This is a genomic window from Robertmurraya sp. (genome assembly GCF_036676585.1).
GTDB lineage: Bacteria > Bacillota > Bacilli > Bacillales > Cytobacillaceae > Robertmurraya_A.
Genome location: NZ_JAKFCQ010000072.1, coordinates 1 through 22,577 on the forward strand (window position 1 = coordinate 1; position 22,577 = coordinate 22,577).

Sequence of the window (22,577 nt, forward strand, 5' to 3'; positions counted from 1 at the left end):
GTCTGGTGGCGATAGCGAAAAGGTCACACCCGTTCCCATACCGAACACGGAAGTTAAGCTTTTCAGCGCCAATGGTAGTTGAGGGTTTCCCTCTGTGAGAGTAGGACGTCGCCAGGCACCTGACAAAAGAGAGTAGTCATTTTGACTACTCTCTTTTGTCATACTTATATTTAAGTTAAATTCTTTTATGAATTAGATATATTATAAGACTGAAAAATATTTTATTGAAATTACTATTAAATTTCCACGCTTGTCCTAAGATGCTTGTCCATGCATCTGTGAGATTAAATAATATATTAATCATGAGAAAAATATAAGGAGGAATATGTAATGGGCAATATTTGGTTTCCAAGACGTGGTAGTAACAATGAAGAAAGCAGGGGGGTGAATAGTAACAGTAGAAGTCGTTCCGACAGCGATAGCAGATCTGATTCAAATGTAGAGTTTGATTTTGAAAATGATAATGAATTAAGAACAGATGTGCAAAACGAAAATGATGTAAAAAATGTTGATAAGAATACGAACGTTGCTAAAATTATTAATTCAGGAAATGCAAGAATCGACCTGGACATTGACGTTGACTCTGATTCTAATGCGCGTGTTCGTTCTCGTTCTAGAGCGAATGCAGATTCAGAACAGGATCAAGACAACAACCAAGATGTTGAGCAGGATGTTGAACAAGATTAATTGGAGAATACGACAAGATTGGATATTCCAATCTTGTCTATTTTACAAAGGAGGGTAGACAATGATTGAAAATCCAGAATGGAATAGCAAGAGGAATGTCTACCAGTTTCGTAATAAGGGGAGTTCAGATTTAGATAGTAATCAGGCGAGCATTGGACATAGCGGTAATTCAGATGTCGATGTACATGTGAATATTGATGTAGATACAAGACCAATTGCTTACGCCGTATTATGTTCCCTTCTTGCAACAAAACAACTGTCCCAATCAGAATTTGAAACAGCAGTAAAAAAAATGGAGGAGCTTACTGGTGGTAACAGTAAGATGAGAAAAACCATAAATGATGATTCAAGTTCCCGTGAACAGGTTCGTAAAAAGGGAGCTTCACAATTACGAATTTTTGGACCTAACATTTTCTAGCTATTTAATTAGTTATAATGAAATGATAAGAACTGTAGAGAATCTCTACGGTTTTTTTACGCAAAAATAATTTAGAGCATTTTAATAGGATTGCATCACTCTTCTTTAAGTAACGGAGACTTCCATTAAAAGTTTAGATAGTAAAATTCACCCAATTTTCATAATGTAAGCGGTGCACCTAGAAATTGGGTATATGTATTTTATTGGATATTTAGTATCTTATTTGTATAGTTTCTTTAGAAAACAGAAATGGGGAAAGACACAGATATGAAAAAGATACTCGTTTATCCAATTTTAGCTATGATGTTAATTTCTGCAGTAGGAGCTTGTTCACAACAGACTGTAACAACTACCCAATTAAAAGAGGAGCAGGTAACAGATAAGAACACTAAAGCAACTGAAAATGATTCTGCTCATTGGTCATACGAGGGGGAAACCAGCCCCGAGCACTGGGGGGAATTAGATCCCGCTAACATAGCCTGTGTAAATGGTAGTGAACAATCGCCAATTAACATTGAATTTTCACAAGTTGAAACTGAAGAGGTTAAAGGAGACCTTCAAATCAATTATGAGCCAACGTCATTTTCGCTCATTAACAATGGCCATACTGTACAGGCAAATGCTGCTAGTGGCAGTAGCAACATTCTTATTGAGGGGAAGGAATACAAGCTTGCTCAATTCCATTTTCATACTCCAAGTGAGCATGAATTTAACGGTGAAAATTATGAAATGGAGCTTCACCTTGTACATAAAGATGCAGATGGAAAGATTGCTGTCCTTGGAGTGATGATTCAGGAAGGTGAAGAAAATAAAAGTTTGGCAACTATATGGGATATCCTACCGAATGAAAAAACAGATAAAGATATCGCCATTAATGAGCCAGTTGATTTAAAAGCTTTGCTACCTGTAGATCAAACTGCGTTTCACTATGAGGGTTCATTAACAACCCCTCCTTGTACAGAAGAGGTGAAATGGACCATTTTTGAAATGCCGATTGAAATGTCAAAAGAACAAATTGAAGCATTTCGACAGATTTTCCCTGACGATCATCGTCCAGTTCAATCTCTAAATAATCGTAAAGTCATAAAAAGCTAAATAGCAATTGTCTTGTGATATTAAAGAGGGTTGATCCAAGAGGATTAACCCTCCTTTTTTAGAAATCCTTTATTGGCTGGTATTGTTCGGAGAACATATTGAAAATTCTGTATACAAGATATTTTGGCAGAAAAAGAGAATAGTACGTAATATGTTCGAAATGGTAATAAATTTAATTCGTGTGTTTATCAAAGAGGGATTATTGCACAATTTAGTTGAAGTTATAATGGAGGGGACTTTACTTTAATAAGATAATATAAAAAACGCTCCGAGCTTTTTGCTCGGAGCTCTTCTATGATAATTTATTGCATAGGAGGGGTTTCTTGGTAGTTCTTCTTCCTACCCAACTCATATACGAGTCGAGCAGTTTCTTCTAATATATAGATTACTGGAATTTGTGTTGTTACATTTGAGTGGTCTACAAATTCTTCAGAGACGTAATAAGAAATATTCACATCAGCTAGTTTGGCAATTGTGGATTGACGATTGTTGGTAATGCTAATAATTTTGCTTCCTTTTCCTTTTAACTGGTGGATATGAGAGATGGTGTAGTTCCCTTCACCTGAAACAGAAAGGGCAATGGTGATACTATTATTCAAGTTTGCGTGAATCGGCATAAATGGATCTTTAATATACATGGAGAACTTCCCTAAACTTGAAAAATATCTTGCTCCGTACTCGGCAAGAATCCCTGAACTACCAATCCCGATAAAAATTACGCTATCTGCGTTGGCAATTACCTCTGCAGCTTCCTCTAATTTCGAAGTGAATTTTTCATTTTGCGTTCGTTCAAAAAACTCTGCTAACACATGCTGGCTGCTTTTTATGCTTGGCTCATTTTTTTCATCAATTAATAGCTTTAGTTTTACTTTAAACTCGGAAAAACCTTCACAATTTAATTTCCTGCAAAAACGCATGATCGTTGAGGTGGATACATGGGTTTCATCTGCTAGATCGCGGATTCGCATGTAGACCACTTTCTCTTTATTTTGTGTTATGTAGTTGTAAAGTAGCATCTCTAGTTCATTGAATGTTGCAATTACCTCATTCGTAAACAAAGCCTTCTCTCCCTTACATGTTCCCGCTTTTCTTCACTTTATTTATTATACACTAAGAGAGAAACACAGTGTTATTTTTATGGAACAAATGCCTTTTCGTGTGAAACAAATCAAACGCTTCCAAAACTATATTCAAAAGTTCATTTCCCCTCTAAAATAGGTGTTAGTAAATCAGTACTTATTTAGGAGGATGAACAATGAGTAAAGGAATTAAGATCGTCACTATTGGCGGAGGTTCAAGTTACACTCCAGAATTAATCGAAGGATTTATTAAGAGATATGAAGAGCTACCGGTTAGAGAACTTTGGTTAGTTGATATAGAAGCTGGGAAAGAAAAATTAGAAATCGTTGGAAATCTTGCAAAGCGTATGGTTGCTAAAGCTGGTGTTCCAATGGAGATTCACTTAACTTTAGATAGAAGAGAAGCGTTAAAGGGTGCAGATTTCGTTACGACTCAATTCCGTGTAGGTCTACTTGACGCTCGTGCGAAGGATGAAAGAATTCCATTAAAGTATAATGTAATTGGTCAAGAAACAAACGGTCCTGGTGGACTTTTCAAAGGTCTTCGTACGATTCCTATCATCCTTGATATTTGTAAGGATATTGAAGAGCTTTGCCCGAACGCATGGTTAATCAACTTCACAAATCCAGCTGGTATGGTAACAGAAGCGGTTCTACGCCACAGTAATATTAAAAAAGTAGTGGGCCTATGTAATGTTCCAATCGGTATGAGAATGGGAATTGCAAAAGCATTGAAAGTTGAGCCTGAGCGCGTACATGTTGACTTCGCTGGTCTAAACCACATGGTATACGGACTAAATGTATATCTTGATGGTGTAAGTGTAATGGATCAAGTAATTGAAGCAATGGCTGATCCAGAAAATGCAATGACAATGAAGAACATTTCAGGTCTATCATGGGAGCCTGACTTCATCAAAGGTGTAGGGGTTATTCCATGTGGATACCACCGTTATTACTATAAAACAGGTGAAATGCTTCAAGAAGAACATGAAAAAGCAGCAGCAGAAGGAACACGTGCAGAAGTAGTTCAAGCTCTTGAAAAAGACCTATTCGAACTATACAAAGATCCAAACCTAGACATCAAGCCACCACAATTAGAAAAGCGTGGCGGAGCATACTACAGTGATGCAGCATGTAACTTAATTAACTCCATTTACAACGACAAGCGTGATATCCAACCAGTAAACACTCGTAACAACGGAGCTATCGCTAGCATTGAAGATGACTCAGCTGTAGAAGTAAACTGTATCATTACAAAAGAAGGTCCTAAACCAATCGCTGTAGGAGACCTTCCAGTAGCAGTAAGAGGACTTGTACAACAAATCAAGTCTTTCGAAAGAGTGGCAGCAGAAGCAGCAGTAACAGGAGACTACAAGAAAGCCGTTCTTGCATTAACGATTAACCCGCTTGTGCAATCTGATAAGCTTGCTAAACAAATCGTTGATGAAATGTTAGAAGCTCACAAAGAGCACTTACCACAATTCTTCACGAAAGTTGAAGCATAAAAGCACGATATGAAATGCTCTGGGGCATATCGTTCCAGAGCTTTTCCTATGGAAAAAATTAATATACCTCTTTCTACACCGGATAATTTCGGATGAGAGTAGGTTATGGAGGAACCAGTGATGTTAAAGAAAACATCCTTCTTTTTTATTGGGTTAGTGATCGCGTGTTTAGGAGTAGGCTTAATCATTAAGTCTGGTGTAGGAGCAGGACCTTGGGATGCATTTTTTGTGGGAATTGTTAATAAATTAGGCCTAACCGTTGGAATTTGGGTTATGCTCATCCAGGCGTTTTATTTAGTGTTCAATTCCATCTTATCAAAGAAGCGAATTCAGTTTGAATCAGTAATTACGGTATTATTATGGGGAGTAATCATTGATTTTCAAATGGGTGTTACCTTGAAGAATATACAACTCGGAGAGGCTGCATGGACAATGCAATGGGGTGCCTTCCTAGCTGGAATCGTTCTTACAGGTATTGGAATCGGAATCTATTTAACCTCTAAATTTCCAACCATGCCTTATGATGGTACCATGCTTATTATAAGTGAACGATTTCATATTACGCTAAATATATCTCGAACGATTTTAGAGGGGGTTGGCTTAGCTTTCGCTTGGATTGTTGGCGGACCGATCGGTTTAGGAACTGTGATTATTATGTTGATGATTGGGCCACTTATTCAAATTTGTACGCGCTACTCAACTCTCATCTATGAAAAAATATAATTAGATTGCCAGGAGCTCCTACTGTGGTAGGGCTCCTTTTCTATGTGGAAAAAGTGTCGAGAATTGTCTAAATTTATGTAGAGTCTAAAAAGTTGCAACAACCTCATCAGCCAGAGTGATAAACCACATCTACTGTTCTCAAATTCTACAAACAATCTACATAAATTCTGCATATCCTCCGATTACATTTTAGCTAAGTACTCAATCAAATTCTTTCGGAGGTAACATATTATATGAAGCAATGGAAATCCGCTCTTATAGCAGTGTTGTTCCTATTTTTCACCACCCATACAGCGGTACTTGCACATGAAGGTGAAGGTGAGGAACAAGAGACAGAAAACTACCTAAAAGACTTCTCTACTAACGAGCATGATCATTCAGACACCGAAGAGGGAGTAACGGACTCTCATGATTCTCATGAGGTGGAAGAAAGTACTCATGAGAGTGAGGGCTCCAGTTCACACGACTCTCATGAAACAGATGCGACATCCAATCATAGTAGCCAAAATCATTCTGAAACCACAATTGATGAAGATAGCCACGTTGACTCCAGCTCCCATGACGAAGAGGCTGGACATGGTACGTTCACCGGAGAAGAGACAGGTCCTAACTACATCGTATTATCGAGTTTTGCATCAGTAAATGCCGGATTCCTTCTAATGGGTATTTGGAACAAAGTTAGAAAGAGAGGAAACAAACATGGCATTAACTAGTAAAAAGTCATCTTTCGACTTATTGTCGATTCCGATAATAAAGAAGTTTATTAAAAGCAAATGGTATCCAGGCATTTTTCAATGGATTGTGTTAGTATTCTTCACTGTTATCGTGTTTGAGTTAGTGGCAGGAACGGTGAACCCACATCGTAACTTTGGAACAACAATGACGTGGGTGTTATGGTGGCCGATTATTCCCATCTTATTTATAGCCATGGGACGATTTTGGTGCGCCATCTGTCCATTTGGAAAGCTGAGTGATATCATTCGTAAAATGGTAGGCAGTGAGAGGCCCATGCCGAAGTTTTTAAGAAAATATGGGATATGGCTAATCGACTTATTCTTCATTGCGATTACATATAGTGATCATGTATGGGGAATTGTGGAGTCACCACGTGGATCAGGGTATTTGCTGCTTCTACTCGTCACAATGGTGGTTGCCACATCCGTTTTTTATGAGAGAAGAACGTTTTGTAAAACGCTTTGCTTTTTAGGAGGATTAGCTGGGAATTACTCTCGTTCGGGAGCGTTAGAACTAAGAGGAACAGCTGAAATTTGTAGAACGTGCAAGACACAAAGCTGCTTTAAGGGGAGTGAACAAGCGGAAGGGTGTCCGATGTTTCAGTTCGTTCGTACAATGGATTCGAGTGCGGAATGTAATATTTGCGGAAACTGTGTGAAAAATTGCCCGAATAATTCAATCAAGTTACATGTTCGTGTTCCAACAAAAGAGCTTTGGACCCTCAAAAATCCAAAGCTTGAGCATGCCTCACTGGCAGCTGTGATCATGGGAATTGTGTTTGTACAAAACATCACGATGCTTGAAATATGGGGACAAATTCTCGAAACAATATCTATTGTAACGGGTACCTCTAATTATGTTGTCAATTTTACGATTGCCTTTATCATCTCAATGGCGCTTCCAATTTTACTATTATTAGGTGCAGCCAAGCTAGCAACCTTTCTAGGTATGCCTAATACGATTAAGAAAAACTTTATCCTGTTTGGATATGCCTTTATTCCGCTTGATCTTGCCGGGCATCTTGGACATAATTTGTTCCATATCATCACAGAAGGAAAAGCGATCTGGTTTAATTCACTAGCCTTTATCGGGAAAGAGGTTACAAGCGTCGACTTAAGTTTGGCCTCGACATCAACGGTTCAAATGCTTCAATACCTCATTATTACGATTGGATTTTTAGGTTCTTCATATACGGCATACAAGATGGGGAAAAAGGCAAGTTTTAAAGCAATGATGCCTTACTATGGATTAATGCTGTTACTAGGAATCATCAATATTTATTTATTCTCACTGCCGATGAGTCATCGAGTGTAAATATAGAGCTGCTGAGCAATCGGCAGCTGTTTTTATTTGGTATAAAAATTGGTCTAGACAACTATATGTATAGAGTGATATGATGAACATGCAAAAAAGGTCTAAAAGAAAGAAGGTAGAGAGGATGAATTCTTCTCATTCACCCCTTTTATTAAAAGGGATGAGAGTGTTTTCAGAACAGGGAATTATTGAAAGCGGTTATATTAAGACTAGTAATCAAAAAATAGTAGAAGTAGGATCACTCGAGATGCTACCTGACGAAAGTGGATTCGAAGTGATTGAACTTCCTCCTCACTTTAATCTTCTCCCTGGCTTTATCGATGTGCATATTCACGGAGCCAATGGTGCAGATGTCATGGATGCTACTGAGGATGCCTTATATACGATGGCAACTTCTCTTCCACGTGAAGGAACAACAAGCTTCCTAGCCACAACAATGACACAGTCTCATGAAAAAATTGAAAGTGCCTTAGAAGCCGCTGGTGAATATATCAGAAACAATCAAGCAACAACCCAAGCAGAGATTCTAGGTATCCATCTCGAAGGGCCATTTGTAAATCCTGACAAAGCTGGAGCGCAGCCAGTGGAACATATGCTGCATCCAAATACCGAGCTGTTTATAAAATGGCAAGCCCTTTCAAAAGATACGATAAAACTTGTAACACTTGCATCCGAGCTTCCTGGTGGGTTGGAGCTTATCAAATATTTAAGTGACCACCATATTATTGCCTCCATTGGTCATTCAGATGCAACCTTTGAAGAAGTAAAGCAAGCAGTAGAAGCAGGTTCCACTCATGTTACCCATCTTTTTAATCAAATGAGAGGGTTGCACCATCGGGAGCCAGGTGTGGCTGGAGCAGCACTTTTATTAGAAGAGTTAAAGGCCGAGTTGATAGTGGATGGTATTCACGTTCATCCAGAAATGGTCCGATTTGCTTTTCAGCAAAAGAAGAAGCATGGTCTGATCTTAATCACAGACTCCATGAGAGCAAAATGCCTGAAAAATGGAGTGTATGAACTTGGTGGTCAAGATGTGTATGTGAACAATGAAATGGCGACGCTTTCAGATGGAACACTTGCAGGCAGTATATTAGAAACGAAACGTGCTGTGAAAAATATGATCACATACACGAATTGTACCCTTAAGGATGTTGTGCATATGGCATCGATTAACCCTGCAAAGCAATTAAACGTCTACGACAGAAAAGGAAGCATTACCGTTGGAAAGGATGCTGACTTTGTTATTTTAAATGAAGATCTGGAAGTGGAATTGACGGTTTGTCGTGGATCGATTGCATTTCAGAGAAAGGAATAGATTATGAAAATAATTGAAGTAAAAAACTATGAGCATATGTGTGAACTGGCAGCAAGTTATATTAGTGATAAGGTCCGAGCTAATCCAAACATTACGCTTGGATTAGCAACTGGGGGAACACCACTAGGGACGTATGAAAAGCTGATTGAGGATTATAAGCATGGAAAAACATCTTACAAACAAGTTGTGAGCTTTAACTTGGACGAATATATTGGGTTAACAGGACAGAATCCGAATAGCTACCGTTACTATATGAATGATCATTTTTTTAATCATATTGATATTGATCTGGAAAATACCTTTGTACCAAACGGAACAGCGGAAGATCTTGAGCAAGAGTGTCAAAATTATGACGAGCAGATTCTAGCAAAAGGAGGAATTGATCTTCAGTTATTGGGAATCGGTTCTAACGGTCATATTGGTTTTAATGAACCGGGTGCTTCTTTTGAATCGTATACGCATGTGGTGGAATTAGCCGAGTCAACTAGAGAAGCAAACTCCATCTATTTTGAGAAAATGGAGGACGTGCCGAAAAAGGCCGTCACCATGGGGATTGCTTCGATTATGAAGAGCAAGGAAATTCTCTTACTAATATCAGGTGAGCATAAGCATGATGCGTTTGCCAAACTATTAACGGGAGATTTGACCGAGCAGTTTCCTGCGTCTATCTTAAAGCAACATCCTTCTGTCACTATAATTGCAGATGAAGCTGCGATTGGAAATTTAAAGAAAAAGGAAGTTACGTATGATTAATAAAAACTCGCCTATTCCTATCTATTATCAGCTGGAGGAGTTGATAAAGGACCAAATTGAAAAAGGGGATTTGAAGCCTGGAGATGCCCTACCACCGGAGCGGGAATATGCGGAAACCTACCAAATTAGTCGAATGACGGTTCGCCAAGCATTCACGAAGTTAGTAAATGACGGGTACTTATATCGACTCCAAGGGAAGGGTACCTTTGTAGCAGAAAGAAAGGTTGAGCAAGGATTGCAAGGGCTAACAAGCTTTACTGAAGATATGAGAGCCAGGGGCTTGGAACCAGGTAGTCAGCTTATAAACTTCGAAGTCATTCCAGCTCCTGTTCGTATCGCAAAATATCTTTCAATTGAGGAAGGTAGTCCTGTGTACGAAATCAAACGAATCCGTCTGGCTGACCAGGTGCCAATGGCACTTGAAACTACTTATATATCCGCAGACAAGGTAAAGGGCCTGACAAAAGAGATTGTGAATCGTTCGTTGTATGAGTATATCGAGGGTACGTTAGGCTTCCGAATTGATCATGCAAGACAAATTATTGAATCGTCGGTGGCGAATCAAATTGAATCAGAGTATTTAAGCATTAAAGAGGGTGCACCAATCATGCTGATTCAGAGAAACACATATCTTGAAGATGAAACCCCCATTGAAGTGGTGAAGTCCTCTTACCGAGCAGATCGCTACAAGTTTATGATCGACATGAAGAGATAAAAGGGGAGGTGGGAGAACATGATGAAAGAGTATTTTCAAAAACTGAGAGACTTACTCGATGAGGTTGAAAATGAGGAACAGGGGAAAATGAGAGAAGCGGCTCATGAGATTGCTCGATGTATTCAAAATGATGGCATCATCCATGTGTTTGGCTCTGGACACTCCCATATGCTCGCAGAAGAACTATTTTACCGCGCAGGTGGACTCGCTCCGATTAGCCCGATTCTCATAGAAGATTTGATGCTGCACAAAGGAGCAGTTGAATCATCCAATCTAGAAAAAAAGAGTGGTCTAGCAAAAGAGCATCTATCTTCTAGCAATATTTTAGCAGGTGATATCGTAATCGTGGCTTCTACTTCTGGAAGAAATCCCGTTCCGATTGAAGTGGCTGAAATTGCGAGGGAGAGGGGTGCGTATGTCATTGCGATTACTTCCCCTCGTTATGCAGCCACACAAGCTTCTAGGCATGAAAGTGGAAAGTACTTGTTTGAGATCGCTGATTTGACCATTGATAATCACATTGAGATAGGTGACACCCTTTTGCATCATCCTCAGAGTGCAAGTGGGTTTAGCTCCGGTTCTTCTATTATTGGTATGACGATCGTGAATGCGATCATGGCTGAAACCGTTCAGATGATGCTTGAAGAGGGAAAAGAGCCCCCCGTGTTTTTAAGCAATAATGCCAACGATGCTGGTTCGCATAATCAACAATTAATTGATCGCTACAAAGAAAGAATCCCTATGTTAGTAACAAATTTATATAAATAACTTTTATTGAGGAGAAAGAGGAGGGAAACAAAATGGTGATGAAGTATTTACAAAAAATTGGTCGTTCACTTATGCTTCCTGTGGCCGTTTTACCAGCAGCAGCTATTCTGATGGGGATTGGTTATTGGATCGACCCATCTGGCTGGGGTGCTGGTAGTCCAGTCGCAGCGTTTCTGATTAAAGCAGGAGGATCCATCATTGATAATATGGCCATTCTCTTTGCGGTTGGGGTTGCCCTAGGAATGTCTAAGGATAAAGATGGATCTGCAGCCCTAAGTGGTCTCGTTGCGTATTTGGTTGTTACGACATTACTTTCAACGAACGCTGTGGCCATGCTTCAAGGGATTGATCCAGCTGAGGTAAATGCTGCGTTTGGAAAAATCGGAAATCAATTTATTGGTATTTTATCAGGGTTAGTAGCAGCGTTTGCCTACAATCGTTTTAGTCATGTAAAGCTGCCAGATGCCCTTGCCTTCTTTAGTGGAAAACGTCTCGTACCTATTATGACTGCTGTGTCTATGTTAGTGGTATCATTAGTTCTTTTCTTTGCATGGCCAGTTATTTTCACTGGATTGGTTTCATTTGGTACAGCGTTCAGTAAGCTTGATTTTATTGGAGCAGGATTGTATGGCTTCTTTAACCGATTATTAATTCCTACGGGGTTACACCACGCGCTTAACTCTGTATTCTGGTTTGATGTGGCTGGCATTAACGATATCGGTAACTTCTGGTCTGGAAATGGAACAAAAGGAACAACAGGTATGTACCAAGCTGGTTTCTTCCCTGTCATGATGTTTGGTTTACCGGCAGCGGCACTTGCGATGTATCATACAGCGAAAACCGCTCGTAAAAAGCAAGTGGCTTCCTTAATGCTTGCGGCAGGATTTGCTTCATTCTTTACTGGAGTAACAGAACCGTTAGAATTCGCATTTATGTTCGTTGCACCAATGTTATATGTGGTACACGCGGTGTTAACAGGAATTTCTTTAGCTGTGGCATCCCTTTTCCACTGGACAGCTGGATTTGGCTTTAGTGCTGGTTTCGTTGACTTTGTATTAAGCTCAAGATTGCCACTCGCTAACCAACCGTATATGCTTCTTGTGCAGGGCTTAGTATTTGCTGCTATTTATTATTTCTTATTCCGCTTCTTAATCACAAAGTTCAATTTAATGACTCCTGGTCGTGAAGAAGAAACAGAGGAAACAGGAGAAGCTGTTTCGACTGGTCGTGACAAGTTCGCACAAATGGCAGCTGTCATTTATGAAGGCTTAGGTGGAGATGCCAATGTCACTTCAGTAGACAATTGCGTCACTCGTCTTCGCGTAGAGGTTAAAGATATGGGAGCTGTTGACCAAGCGAAAATTAAATCAACAGGCATTCCAGGAATCAATATTGTCGGGCAAAACAGTATTCAAGTCATCGTCGGAACCCAAGTGCAGTTCGTTGCAGATGAGGTTGATAAAATTCGTAAGAACAAGTAAATATAAATGAATATTGACATTAAAAACTGTAAACAGCGAATGTTTACAGTTTTTTTTGGTTAAATTTTAGTAAAGTCGGTTTTTATCGTACATTTTTAAGAATGTTTGGTGGTATACTTAGGTGTATTTGAGGCGAGAGATAAATGGTTTACCTACTTCTCGCAGGGGGATGGAGGTGCTCACGTGAGCGCGGAACAAAGGAAAAAGTTAATTGTACTTATGATTAATATGTTTATAGCAATTGGGAGCTTCGGTATTATTATCCCAATTTTGCCTGCATATTTGCAATCGATTGGACAGGGAGGAACAGCAGCCGGTCTAATGATAGCGATTTTTGCTGGAGCACAGCTTATTTTCTCACCGATTGCCGGAAAATGGACGGATCAATACGGTCGAAGAAAAATGATTATTTACGGACTAGTTGGATTAACAGCATCGATGTTTATTTTTTATGCAGTTGATACCATTTGGTGGTTATATTTTTCACGGGTAATCGGTGGAATTGGAGCAGCCCTTCTTGTACCTGCCATATTTGCGTATGTTGCAGACATTACAACGATGGAGCAGCGTGCCAAAGGAAACAGTTTGATCTCAGCTGCTATGTCACTTGGAATTGTGATTGGACCAGGGATTGGTGGCTTTTTAACGGAATACGGATTAAAAGTACCGTTCTTAATATCAGCGATTGTTTCGCTAGTAGCAGTCATATTTTCAATCATTGTTCTTAAAGAAAGCCAACAGGAACAAGCAGAAGGAATTCATTATGATGATGAATCGATGGTGAAAAAGCTTGGTCGATCAGTGAAGATGCCTTATTTTATTCCTTTAGTGATTACCCTCGTTATGAGTTTTGGATTAATGTCCTATGAATCAGTACTAGGATTGTTTGTTGATAATGAGTTCGGTGCGACTCCTCAGGAAATTGCCTTGATGATTACAGCGACAGGAATCATCAGTACGATTGTTCAATTGTTTGTTGTTGATCGATTGGTGGTAAACCTTGGGGAAGAAAAAGTCCTAAATATCTTCTTAGGAGTTGCTACAGTAGGATTTTTGTTATCAATCTTTGCTTCAAGCTATGTGCTGTTCTTTGGTATTACTTTAATTATCTTCTTAGCAACTTCTATTCTACGTCCAGTGTTAAACACCCTGATCTCAAAGCTTGCTGGTCGTGAACAAGGTTTTGCAATGGGGATGAACAACGCGTATATGAGTATCGGGAATATTCTTGGACCAACACTTGCTGGGCTACTTTATGATGTGAATATCATTTACCCATTTGTATTAGGGTTAATATTATTACTGTTCACGTTGATGACTACAATGATTTGGGTGAAACGCTCACCGAAACAACCGAAATTGGGCACACCTGAAAAGGTTTAATAAGGTGATGTATTAAAATAAGATTTCAACTCGCTTCCCTGATGGTGAAGCGAGTTTTCTTATGTTTTAATAGAGATAAGGAGAGTGATTAGGATGAAATTAACAATGGGATTTATTGGTTTTGGAAAAAGTGTTACAAGATATCACCTGCCATATCTTTTAGTAAGAGATCATGTAAAGGTGAAAAAGATTTACTCTCGAACAAAAAAAGAGGAAATCGAGAATACATATAAAACACATGGAATCGAATTTACATACGAGTTAAACGAGCTGTTAAACGACGCTGAGATCCAGCTAATAAGTATATGTACAGCACACAACAGTCATTATGAGCTAGCAAAGAAATGCCTGGAGCATAATAAACATGTGCTTGTTGAAAAGCCGTTTGTTACGACAACTGAAGAGGCGAAGGAACTCTTAAGCCTAGCAAAGGAAAGAGATCTCGTCATTATGCCTTATCAAAACCGACGTTTCGATAGCGATTTTCTTGCGTTGAAAGAGGTGCTCGAAAAAGGATACCTTGGAGAAGTAGTGGAAGTTGAATCACATATGGACTATTACCGAACGGAAGCACCTACGTCACCAGGTGAATTTTACGATGGGGCGTTTTACGGTTTAGGAGTTCATACATTAGATCAGATTGTTTCGTTATTTGGAAAGCCCGACAAGTTGTATTACGATATCCGTTCGGTACGAAATCCGAAAAATCCTGATGACTATTACCATGTTGAATTATTTTATCCAACCCTCAAAGTAATCGTTAAAACGAATCATTTAGTGAAAGTTCCATATCCAAGATTCATTGTTCATGGGACAAAGGGAAGTTTTATTAAATACGGAATCGATCGACAAGAAGAGTTCCTCAAAGCAGGAATGATGCCAGGAAGTACTGGGTTTGGAGAAGATCGTGAAGAGCATTATGGAGTAGTAACCTACACAGATGAACAAGGTCAGGAAGTTCAACGGGAAATTCCTTCCCCTACTGGAGATTATGGAAGAGTATATGATTCCCTTTACGACCACATTATCAATGGAAAGCAGAAATTAGTGAGTGATGAAGAAGTACTTCTTCTTATGCAAATATTAGAAAACGGAGTAAAGGGAGATAATCCTAAGGTGCTAGCATTCAATTAGAATCTGAAAGGAGAGAGGCTACGCTTGAAGCCAACGGTCTATATCACACGGAAAATTCCCGATGAGATCATTCAAAGGATAGAAGAGCATTGCGTGATTCGAATGTGGAAGGAAGAAGATATTGCTGTACCAAGAGACGTGTTAGAAAAAGAAATCCAGGAAGTGGATGGGCTATTTTGTTTGTTAACCGACAGCATCGATCAAGCTTTATTGGAAAAGGCAAAAAGATTAAAGGTAGTCAGTAATATGGCAGTAGGCTTTAACAATATAGATATTGAAGCAGCAAAGTTGAAAGGAATCACTGTTACCAATACTCCAGGGGTATTAACAGAAACAACCGCTGATTTAACATTTGCATTAATAATGGCAACAGCACGTAGATTAATAGAGTCATCGAGTTATTTGAGAAAGGGAGACTGGAAAACATGGTCTCCTATGCAATTGACTGGTCAAGATGTATACGGGGCAACATTAGGAATAATCGGCATGGGGAGAATTGGAGCTGCTTTGGTAAAAAGAGCCCAAGGCTTTGACATGAAAATCCTTTATCATAATCGGTCTCGGAAGCTGGATCTAGAAAAGAAATTTTCTATGACGTATGCTGAAATGGATCAGTTATTAAAGGAATCTGATTTTGTGTGTATCATGACTCCTTATACTCCGGAAACGAAACATTTCATTGGAGCAAAAGAATTGGCTTTAATGAAAAGCAATGCTATTTTAATCAACACCGCACGCGGTGGAATTGTTAATGAGGATGCCTTGTATGATGCTTTACAGTCGGGTCAGATTTGGGCAGCTGGATTGGATGTATTTGAGGAAGAACCCGTTCCCGAGAATCATCCGTTATTAACTCTGCCAAATGTAGTGACTCTTCCTCATATAGGAAGCGCGAGTATAAAAACGAGACTTCAAATGGCCCATCTAGCAACAGAAAATTTATTATTAGCATTAAATAATCAAACACCGAAACATGTAGTTGTATAAAAGTTATAGCTTCATAGTCCAACAGAAGGATTGATGATATGAAAAAGAATGTGATTACCGCAACAAAAGAAAAGGTATTATTTATTTGGAAAATCCCATCCCTACCAGTCCTGTTTTTAATTAACACCATCCTTGGTTTTTCCACTTCCTTCTTTATTCCCTATTCATCTCTTTTCGGTATTGATGAAGTAGGAATGAGTAACGCAGCATTTGGTGTTTTTATGACAGTGCTGGCGTTAGGTGGGGTAACAATTAGCAGTTCATTGGCAAAGTTGTCAGATACAAAGCTTAGTAGAAGATACCTGCTTATCCTCACTACCTTCGCTGGGGTAATTGGGTATATATTATTTGCTTACTTACGAAATTATTTTGCTTTGTCTGTAACCGCATTCTTTCTATTAGGGGCATCAGCGGCGGCTGTTCCTCAATTATGGGCATATGCAAGAGATGCTTTAAAAGAGGCTGCTATCCCAGCGGAGGATACTCCTTTTATCATGAACATATTTCGAATGTTTTTTGCCTTGGCTTGGACGGTGGGACCTGCTCTAGGAGCCTGGCTACTAATATTGGTTGACTTTAAAGGGTTGTTTTTATTCGTAGCTGCAGGGTACTTGCTTGCTTTTCTAACTGTTGTCTTTTTATTACAGGAAGTTTCAAAACAGAAGATTGTAAGTCAAGAGGCATTGTCCGTAAAAAAATCGATCATTAAACCGTATATTTTTGCCAATCTAGCTGCGGCACTATTGCTATCAACGGCTACCTCTATTCATATGTTAAATGTGCCTCAATTTGTTACGAAGGTACTTCATGGAACGGAAATGGATGTTGGTTTGATTTTTAGTGTGCCACCGATCTTTGAGGTTCCGATGATGATTGGGCTAGGTTTACTAGCCACAAGAATGGATGTTGCATTGCTTGTGAAAATTGGATTTGTCACTGCTTTTACGTATTTTCTTTTATTTAATTTTGTTACCGAGCCTTGGCAAATCTATCCTTTGCAAATCTTAAGTGCCGCACAGGTTTCCATTACGTCTGGGATTGCTATATCGTATTTTCAGGATTTTATGCCAGAAGCACCAGGTACGGCAACGACTCTTTACATGAACACGACACAGATTGGATCTACGGTAGGGTATTTGTTGTTCGGGCTTATTTCTGAGTTCATTAATTATGACCATATGATTACGGTCTATACTCTTTCAGCAGGACTGGCGTGTGTATTTATTGTTCTTTATGGAAAAGAAAGAAGACTGCGAACCACAGCACAATCGAATGCACCAGGTTTATAATTAAAAGAGAAAAGAGGAAAAAACATGGTCTATCAAGCAAAGGACGATCGATATGAGTCAATGAAATATAATCGTAGTGGCCGCTCCGGTCTATTACTCCCAGCCATCTCTCTTGGATTATGGCATAACTTTGGCGGAGTAGATACATTTGAAAATGGCCGTGCGATGCTAAGAAGAGCATTTGATTTAGGAATTACACATTTTGATCTAGCAAACAACTATGGACCACCAGCAGGTTCGGCTGAAGAGATGTTTGGTCAGATGTTAAGAACCGATTTTGCCCCTTACCGGGATGAAATGATTATTTCTTCGAAGGCAGGATATTATATGTGGCCAGGACCTTACGGGAACTGGGGGTCGAAGAAGTACTTAATGGCTAGTCTTGATCAGAGCTTAAAACGGATGGGCCTAGATTATGTAGATATTTTCTACTCACACAGACCTGATCCGGATACTCCGCTCGAAGAAACGATGGGGGCATTGGATTTAATGGTTCGCCAAGGAAAGGCATTATATGTTGGAATCTCCAATTATAGTGCAGAGCAAACAGCTGAGGCAATCAGCATATTAAATCGTCTAGGTACGCCGTTGGTTATTCACCAACCAAGCTATTCTATGCTTAACCGTTGGATCGAAGATGGTCTGCAGGATGTCCTTCAGGAAAATGGGGTTGGCTCGATTGCTTTTTGTCCACTCGCTCAAGGCTTATTAACCAATAAGTACCTAACAGGTCTACCTAGTGATTCAAGAGCAGTGAAAGTGACGGGGGCATTAGGAGCGGACCAAGTGACTGAGGAAGTAATCAGTCAAGTGCAAAAATTAAATGCCCTTGCTGCTGAACGAGGACAAAGCCTTGCTCAAATGGCTCTTGCGTGGGTCCTTCGCGGAGGAAGAGTAACATCCGCATTAATAGGAGCCAGTAAGGTTAGCCAAATCGAGGATAACGTTGCAGCACTCAATCATTTGGAATTTACCACAGAAGAATTACAACAAATTGAAGATATCCTAAAAAGTTAATGCTTGAAAGCCTGTTGCTCCCATCTAACGATGGGGGCAACAGGCTTTTTTCATAAATCGTGTGTAATGGGGAAAAGTAGGAAAAGAAATGTTGAACGCTGGAAGGGTGTACTCAAAGTGGGATTAATGGAATACAGAAAACTTGATCGTCCGTTGCAAATTCTTCTGTTAGGAGTATTGCTTGCTCACCTAGGGTCCTATCTTGTGATGCCAATGCTTCCTATCATACTAACAACTGAAACAGAAATAACCTTGGTACAGATTGGGACGATCTTAGCAACGATAGCCATTGCTTTTCAATTCGGGAGTATTACAGGAGGAGTTCTTGCGGACCGAATAGGGCGACGTTTTATCATCGGCTTGGGTGCCCTGATTACGGCAGGTGGAGTAATGAGCTTTGGCATATTTACCGATTACCTGTTTCTTCTGGTTTCGGCAGCCATCATGGGCCTTGGGAATGGATTGAATGCTCCCTCCACGAAGGCAGCGATTGCAGCATTTGCTTCTTCAAGTGGAAACCAAACGACTGCTTTTTCACTTCGTGGGATTGCGGCCAATGTAGGAACAGGTACAAGTGGCCTGATCATTTTTTTTCTTTTAGCTGAAGCCTCAAGAACCATCTTCTTTATCGCGGCTGCCATTTATGTAGGGCTGGCTTTAGTGAGTTGGCTTTTACTTCCGAAAAATTGCGGTGACATCCCTTGTCCATCACTGCCATTAGGGGCATATGGGGAAGCGTTAAAGCATCGGCCATTTATCATTTTTAGTGTAATAACCGTTCTGATTTGGGCACTGTATGCTCAGTTTTCACTTGCACTGCCACTGCGTGCAACAGTCGTATTGGATAATCCTAAAAATATCTCTTTAATATGGACGATCAACAGTTTTATCGTTATCACCCTGCAAGGCTTGATAACCAAACGGTTTATTACAAAAATGAATCCGATCACAGCACTAGGAGTAGGCGTATTATTTATTACGGCAGGAATATCATCGTTGTTTTTCTCAAACGGATTTTTCCTATTTATATTAAGTGGAGCCATCTTTGTTATTGGTGAAATGATGATTTTGCCCACGGTAGATAGCACGATTTCTCAGCTTTCCAAACCAGAGCTCATCAGTTTATTTTTTGCGTTATCGAATGTGGTGTATGGATTGGGGGAAGCGGGAGGGAAAACAATAGGTGGCCGCCTGTTAGATGTAGGCGGTGTGAACAATGCCTCTCCTTCGATCGTTTTTGCGATTGCCGGATGCGTCATATTTTTCCTCGTGATGATGTTAAGAAAGTGGGGTCCGTTAACCGAGTCTTTGACAAAGGCAGCACAGGATCCACAAAGGCCGGAGATGGCTCCTAGGATTTCGGCAGAACCAGCGCAGAATCGAACACATCCGCTACACCGCTTCGAACCAGAAATCTTTTTCCGAAAAAAGCCTACAACGGATTAGGTGGGAGGACAACGAAATTGTCCTCTTTTTTCATATTTCTATCTTTGTCACAACTACCATTTTATTTCATATGTTATAATATTCAAAAGAATGTTTGAATGAAATGGGGAAGTGCAATGGCCAAAGAGGACGTATGTGAGGTCACCTGTTTTGATGAGGAGAAGGTTACGAAAGTAAAAAATGAGCTTAATATGCAAAACACGATGGAGGTCTCGAAGCTTTTTAAAGCATTAGCGGATGACACACGTGTGAAAATTGCTTATTCGCTAAGTGTGGAAGAGGAGCTTTGCGTATGCGACGTGGCTAACATTGTTGGTTGCACCGTAGCTACTGCTTCGCATCATCTCCGTCTCCTTCGAAACCTGGGTCTAGCCACCTACCGAAAAGAAGGAAAACTGGTCTACTATTCCTTAGACGATGAGCATGTCAAACAACTCGTTAACATCGCCTTTACCCATCAAAAGGAGGTGGCATTACGTGGATAATTCAACTGCAATGATGAATAGTAAGCAAGTGTATCGTGTTCAAGGGCTTTCCTGAGCCAGCTGTGCCAAAAAGTTCGAAACGAACGTAAAGCACCTGGATGGTGTTTTTGATGCGAATATAAACTTTGGTGCTGCCAAACTGACCGTGTTTGGTGAGGCAACGATAGAAGAAATTGAAAAAGCCGGTGCATTCGACGGAATTAAGGTTCAACCTGAAAATGCCCGTATACAAGAAGTTAAGGAGCCATTTCTTCAAAAGCACGCGATGGTACTTGCTTCGTTTATGCTTTTACTTATAGGATGGATTATTGGTGAGGTCCGTGGGGAAGAATCCTTGGCATCGATGGTCGCTTATGCGTCCTCGATGATCTTAGGAGGTTATCGCCTGTTTCAGACAGGACTGAAAAATCTACTTCGCCTAGAGTTTGATATGAAAACACTCATGACCATAGCTGTTATTGGAGCTGCCATTATCGGTGAATGGGGTGAAGGGGCAACCGTTGTTATCTTGTTTGCGATTAGTGAAGTGCTTGAATCGTATTCGATGGATAAAGCTCGCCAATCGATTCGCTCACTTATGGATATCGCTCCGAAAGAAGCCATGATACGGCGTGGACTTCAAGAGATGGTCATTGACGTAGAAGACATTCAAATTAATGATGTTCTACTTGTAAAACCTGGTCAAAAATTAGCTATGGATGGCATCATCGTAAAAGGCATGTCATCCATCAATCAGGCAGCCATTACTGGGGAGTCCGTACCTGTTGCAAAGGGAGTGAACGATGAAGTTTACGCCGGGACCCTTAATGAAGAAGGCTTCCTTGAGGTAAAGGTGACAAAGCATGTGGAAGATACGACGATTGCGAAAATCATCCATTTGGTTGAAGAAGCGCAAGCGGAAAGAGCGCCATCACAGGCATTTGTTGACCGCTTTGCAAAGTATTACACACCAATTATTATGCTATTCGCTCTCGGAGTAGCGGTTGTCCCGCCGCTATTGTTCGGCTTAGTGTGGAATGAGTGGGTGTACCAAGGTTTGGCCGTGTTAGTGGTTGGCTGTCCATGTGCTCTCGTCATATCCACACCTGTTGCTATCGTGACAGCCATTGGAAATGCAGCGAAAAGAGGCGTTTTAATTAAAGGTGGAATTCATTTAGAGGAAATGGGAGCCATTAAGGCGATTGCATTTGATAAAACCGGCACGTTAACTAAGGGCATTCCGGTAGTTACCGACTATGAAACCGCTCCGAACATTCCTGACAACGAGACATTTACCATTATATCAGCACTAGAGAAGGTCTCTCAGCATCCACTTGCATCTGCTATTTTAAAAAGGGCAGATCAATGGCAATTGAATTACGACCATTTAGAACTTGAGGATTTTACCTCTGTAACTGGAAAAGGCATCTTTGGGAAAATTTCAGGAACAGATTATTATGTTGGAAGTCCAACTTTTATTCATGAACAACTTAAGGGTGGCTTGGCAACAGTCTATCGTGAAAAAATTACTAGGCTTGAGGAACAAGGAAAAACGGTGATAGCTGTTTGTTCATCTGAAGATTTCCTTGCAATTGTGGCAGTGGCCGATGAGATTCGAGAAGAAACAAAAGACGTGGTACAACAGCTTCACTCACTAGGACTGCAAAAGACCATTATGCTTACAGGAGACAATGAAGGTACGGCCAAGGCTATTGGACAGAAGGCAGGAGTAAATGAGGTAAAAGCGAATCTTCTTCCGCAAGAAAAGCTTTCATACATTAAAGAATTACGCGCCACTTATCAACGGGTAGCTATGGTCGGTGATGGTGTAAATGATGCACCTGCCTTAGCAGCTTCTTCTGTTGGTATTGCGATGGGAGGAGCAGGAACGGATACAGCCCTTGAAACAGCGGATATTGCGCTTATGGCTGATGATTTGAGAAAGCTTCCGTTCACTGTAAAGTTAAGTAGAAAAGCATTAAATATTATTAAACAAAATATCACTTTCTCACTTGGTATTAAGCTGTTGGCGCTATTATTAGTCGTTCCAGGTTGGCTCACATTATGGATTGCCATCTTTGCGGATATGGGAGCCACGCTAATTGTGACGCTGAACAGCCTACGATTGCTTCGGGTGAAAGATGAATCATAGGGCTTCCTTTTGGGGAGCCTTTTTCATATAGAGAATATGTTCAAAAAATATCCATATATTTCTTTTATTTTTAGTTTACATACTATACAGGGGTATGCTATTATAAAATCATAAAAG

At 40.1% G+C, this 22,577-nt stretch carries 21 protein-coding genes and 1 rRNA gene; 21 read left to right on the plus strand and 1 reads right to left on the minus strand.

Features of this window, described 5'->3' with window-relative positions:
* Position 1: 1 nt before the first annotated feature.
* The 4 genes from rrf (at position 2) to ACGLXV_RS10065 (ending at position 2,200) form a co-directional block, all read left to right on the plus strand.
* Positions 2–117: ribosomal RNA gene (rrf, locus tag ACGLXV_RS10050) — 5S ribosomal RNA — on the plus strand.
* Between the two features lie 213 nt (positions 118–330).
* Complete coding sequence (locus ACGLXV_RS10055) at positions 331–687, plus strand: hypothetical protein (protein WP_391558462.1); 357 nt, start codon at positions 331–333, stop codon at positions 685–687.
* Between the two features lie 61 nt (positions 688–748).
* Positions 749–1,105 (plus strand): hypothetical protein, encoded by a 357-nt coding sequence (locus ACGLXV_RS10060; RefSeq protein ID WP_391558463.1) that lies wholly within the window; start codon positions 749–751, stop codon positions 1,103–1,105.
* A gap of 267 nt (positions 1,106–1,372) precedes the next feature.
* Complete coding sequence (locus ACGLXV_RS10065; RefSeq protein WP_391558464.1) at positions 1,373–2,200, plus strand: carbonic anhydrase; 828 nt, start codon at positions 1,373–1,375, stop codon at positions 2,198–2,200.
* Between the two features lie 302 nt (positions 2,201–2,502).
* Here the strand turns inward: ACGLXV_RS10065 and ACGLXV_RS10070 are convergent, their stop codons facing one another.
* A complete protein-coding gene (locus ACGLXV_RS10070) occupies positions 2,503–3,258 on the minus strand; it encodes a MurR/RpiR family transcriptional regulator (protein ID WP_391558465.1) in 756 nt (251 codons plus the stop codon).
* Between the two features lie 197 nt (positions 3,259–3,455).
* On the opposite strand from ACGLXV_RS10070, the gene ACGLXV_RS10075 reads away from it, so the two are divergent.
* From ACGLXV_RS10075 to ACGLXV_RS10155, 17 genes are all read left to right on the plus strand, one after another.
* Positions 3,456–4,784 carry a 6-phospho-beta-glucosidase gene (locus tag ACGLXV_RS10075; protein WP_119709895.1) on the plus strand — a complete coding sequence of 443 codons (1,329 nt, stop codon included), beginning with the start codon at positions 3,456–3,458 and terminating at the stop codon, positions 4,782–4,784.
* Between the two features lie 120 nt (positions 4,785–4,904).
* Positions 4,905–5,507, plus strand: coding sequence for a YczE/YyaS/YitT family protein (locus ACGLXV_RS10080; RefSeq protein WP_391558466.1), 603 nt, complete (start codon positions 4,905–4,907; stop codon positions 5,505–5,507).
* A gap of 233 nt (positions 5,508–5,740) precedes the next feature.
* Positions 5,741–6,220 (plus strand): hypothetical protein, encoded by a 480-nt coding sequence (locus ACGLXV_RS10085; protein ID WP_391558467.1) that lies wholly within the window; start codon positions 5,741–5,743, stop codon positions 6,218–6,220.
* Positions 6,207–7,556, plus strand: coding sequence for a 4Fe-4S binding protein (locus tag ACGLXV_RS10090; protein WP_391558468.1), 1,350 nt, complete (start codon positions 6,207–6,209; stop codon positions 7,554–7,556). The genes ACGLXV_RS10085 and ACGLXV_RS10090 overlap by 14 nt, the downstream gene beginning before the upstream one ends.
* A 124-nt stretch (positions 7,557–7,680) precedes the next feature.
* Positions 7,681–8,871 (plus strand): N-acetylglucosamine-6-phosphate deacetylase, encoded by a 1,191-nt coding sequence (gene nagA / locus ACGLXV_RS10095; protein WP_391558469.1) that lies wholly within the window; start codon positions 7,681–7,683, stop codon positions 8,869–8,871.
* Between the two features lie 3 nt (positions 8,872–8,874).
* Positions 8,875–9,624, plus strand: coding sequence for a glucosamine-6-phosphate deaminase (gene nagB / locus ACGLXV_RS10100; protein WP_391558470.1), 750 nt, complete (start codon positions 8,875–8,877; stop codon positions 9,622–9,624).
* On the plus strand, positions 9,617–10,339 hold the full coding sequence (locus tag ACGLXV_RS10105) for a GntR family transcriptional regulator (protein ID WP_391558471.1): 723 nt from the start codon (positions 9,617–9,619) through the stop codon (positions 10,337–10,339). The genes nagB and ACGLXV_RS10105 overlap by 8 nt, the downstream gene beginning before the upstream one ends.
* Before the next feature lie 18 nt (positions 10,340–10,357).
* Positions 10,358–11,107, plus strand: a complete 750-nt coding sequence (locus ACGLXV_RS10110) for an SIS domain-containing protein (protein WP_391558472.1) — start codon at positions 10,358–10,360, stop codon at positions 11,105–11,107.
* A gap of 35 nt (positions 11,108–11,142) precedes the next feature.
* Complete coding sequence (nagE, locus tag ACGLXV_RS10115; RefSeq protein WP_391558492.1) at positions 11,143–12,588, plus strand: N-acetylglucosamine-specific PTS transporter subunit IIBC; 1,446 nt, start codon at positions 11,143–11,145, stop codon at positions 12,586–12,588.
* A gap of 183 nt (positions 12,589–12,771) precedes the next feature.
* A complete protein-coding gene (locus ACGLXV_RS10120; RefSeq protein ID WP_391558473.1) occupies positions 12,772–13,971 on the plus strand; it encodes an MFS transporter in 1,200 nt (399 codons plus the stop codon).
* A gap of 93 nt (positions 13,972–14,064) precedes the next feature.
* Positions 14,065–15,105: an oxidoreductase gene (locus ACGLXV_RS10125; protein WP_391558474.1), complete on the plus strand. Its 1,041-nt coding sequence runs from the start codon at positions 14,065–14,067 to the stop codon at positions 15,103–15,105.
* A gap of 24 nt (positions 15,106–15,129) precedes the next feature.
* Positions 15,130–16,092, plus strand: coding sequence for a 2-hydroxyacid dehydrogenase (locus tag ACGLXV_RS10130; RefSeq protein WP_391558475.1), 963 nt, complete (start codon positions 15,130–15,132; stop codon positions 16,090–16,092).
* Positions 16,093–16,130: 38 nt separating this feature from the next.
* Positions 16,131–17,381 (plus strand): sugar efflux transporter, encoded by a 1,251-nt coding sequence (locus ACGLXV_RS10135; RefSeq protein WP_391558476.1) that lies wholly within the window; start codon positions 16,131–16,133, stop codon positions 17,379–17,381.
* Between the two features lie 24 nt (positions 17,382–17,405).
* On the plus strand, positions 17,406–18,398 hold the full coding sequence (gene mgrA / locus ACGLXV_RS10140) for an L-glyceraldehyde 3-phosphate reductase (protein WP_391558477.1): 993 nt from the start codon (positions 17,406–17,408) through the stop codon (positions 18,396–18,398).
* 126 nt (positions 18,399–18,524) lie between these two features.
* Positions 18,525–19,844 (plus strand): MFS transporter, encoded by a 1,320-nt coding sequence (locus ACGLXV_RS10145; RefSeq protein WP_391558478.1) that lies wholly within the window; start codon positions 18,525–18,527, stop codon positions 19,842–19,844.
* Between the two features lie 116 nt (positions 19,845–19,960).
* Positions 19,961–20,329: an ArsR/SmtB family transcription factor gene (locus ACGLXV_RS10150; protein WP_160546315.1), complete on the plus strand. Its 369-nt coding sequence runs from the start codon at positions 19,961–19,963 to the stop codon at positions 20,327–20,329.
* Positions 20,330–20,339: 10 nt separating this feature from the next.
* Positions 20,340–22,460 (plus strand): heavy metal translocating P-type ATPase, encoded by a 2,121-nt coding sequence (locus ACGLXV_RS10155; RefSeq protein ID WP_391558493.1) that lies wholly within the window; start codon positions 20,340–20,342, stop codon positions 22,458–22,460.
* Positions 22,461–22,577: the final 117 nt, after the last annotated feature.

Coding starts and splice junctions, on each gene's coding strand:
- ACGLXV_RS10080 (WP_391558466.1), top strand. CDS start 4,905: ATGTTAAAGAAAACATCCTTCTTTTTTATTGGGTTAGTGATCGCGTGT.
- ACGLXV_RS10135 (WP_391558476.1), top strand. CDS start 16,131: ATGAAAAAGAATGTGATTACCGCAACAAAAGAAAAGGTATTATTTATT.
- ACGLXV_RS10145 (WP_391558478.1), top strand. CDS start 18,525: ATGGAATACAGAAAACTTGATCGTCCGTTGCAAATTCTTCTGTTAGGA.
- ACGLXV_RS10075 (WP_119709895.1), top strand. CDS start 3,456: ATGAGTAAAGGAATTAAGATCGTCACTATTGGCGGAGGTTCAAGTTAC.
- ACGLXV_RS10085 (WP_391558467.1), top strand. CDS start 5,741: ATGAAGCAATGGAAATCCGCTCTTATAGCAGTGTTGTTCCTATTTTTC.
- ACGLXV_RS10065 (WP_391558464.1), top strand. CDS start 1,373: ATGAAAAAGATACTCGTTTATCCAATTTTAGCTATGATGTTAATTTCT.
- ACGLXV_RS10055 (WP_391558462.1), top strand. CDS start 331: ATGGGCAATATTTGGTTTCCAAGACGTGGTAGTAACAATGAAGAAAGC.
- mgrA (WP_391558477.1), top strand. CDS start 17,406: ATGGTCTATCAAGCAAAGGACGATCGATATGAGTCAATGAAATATAAT.
- ACGLXV_RS10105 (WP_391558471.1), top strand. CDS start 9,617: ATGATTAATAAAAACTCGCCTATTCCTATCTATTATCAGCTGGAGGAG.
- nagA (WP_391558469.1), top strand. CDS start 7,681: ATGAATTCTTCTCATTCACCCCTTTTATTAAAAGGGATGAGAGTGTTT.
- ACGLXV_RS10090 (WP_391558468.1), top strand. CDS start 6,207: ATGGCATTAACTAGTAAAAAGTCATCTTTCGACTTATTGTCGATTCCG.
- ACGLXV_RS10150 (WP_160546315.1), top strand. CDS start 19,961: ATGGCCAAAGAGGACGTATGTGAGGTCACCTGTTTTGATGAGGAGAAG.
- nagB (WP_391558470.1), top strand. CDS start 8,875: ATGAAAATAATTGAAGTAAAAAACTATGAGCATATGTGTGAACTGGCA.
- ACGLXV_RS10125 (WP_391558474.1), top strand. CDS start 14,065: ATGAAATTAACAATGGGATTTATTGGTTTTGGAAAAAGTGTTACAAGA.
- ACGLXV_RS10110 (WP_391558472.1), top strand. CDS start 10,358: ATGATGAAAGAGTATTTTCAAAAACTGAGAGACTTACTCGATGAGGTT.
- ACGLXV_RS10060 (WP_391558463.1), top strand. CDS start 749: ATGATTGAAAATCCAGAATGGAATAGCAAGAGGAATGTCTACCAGTTT.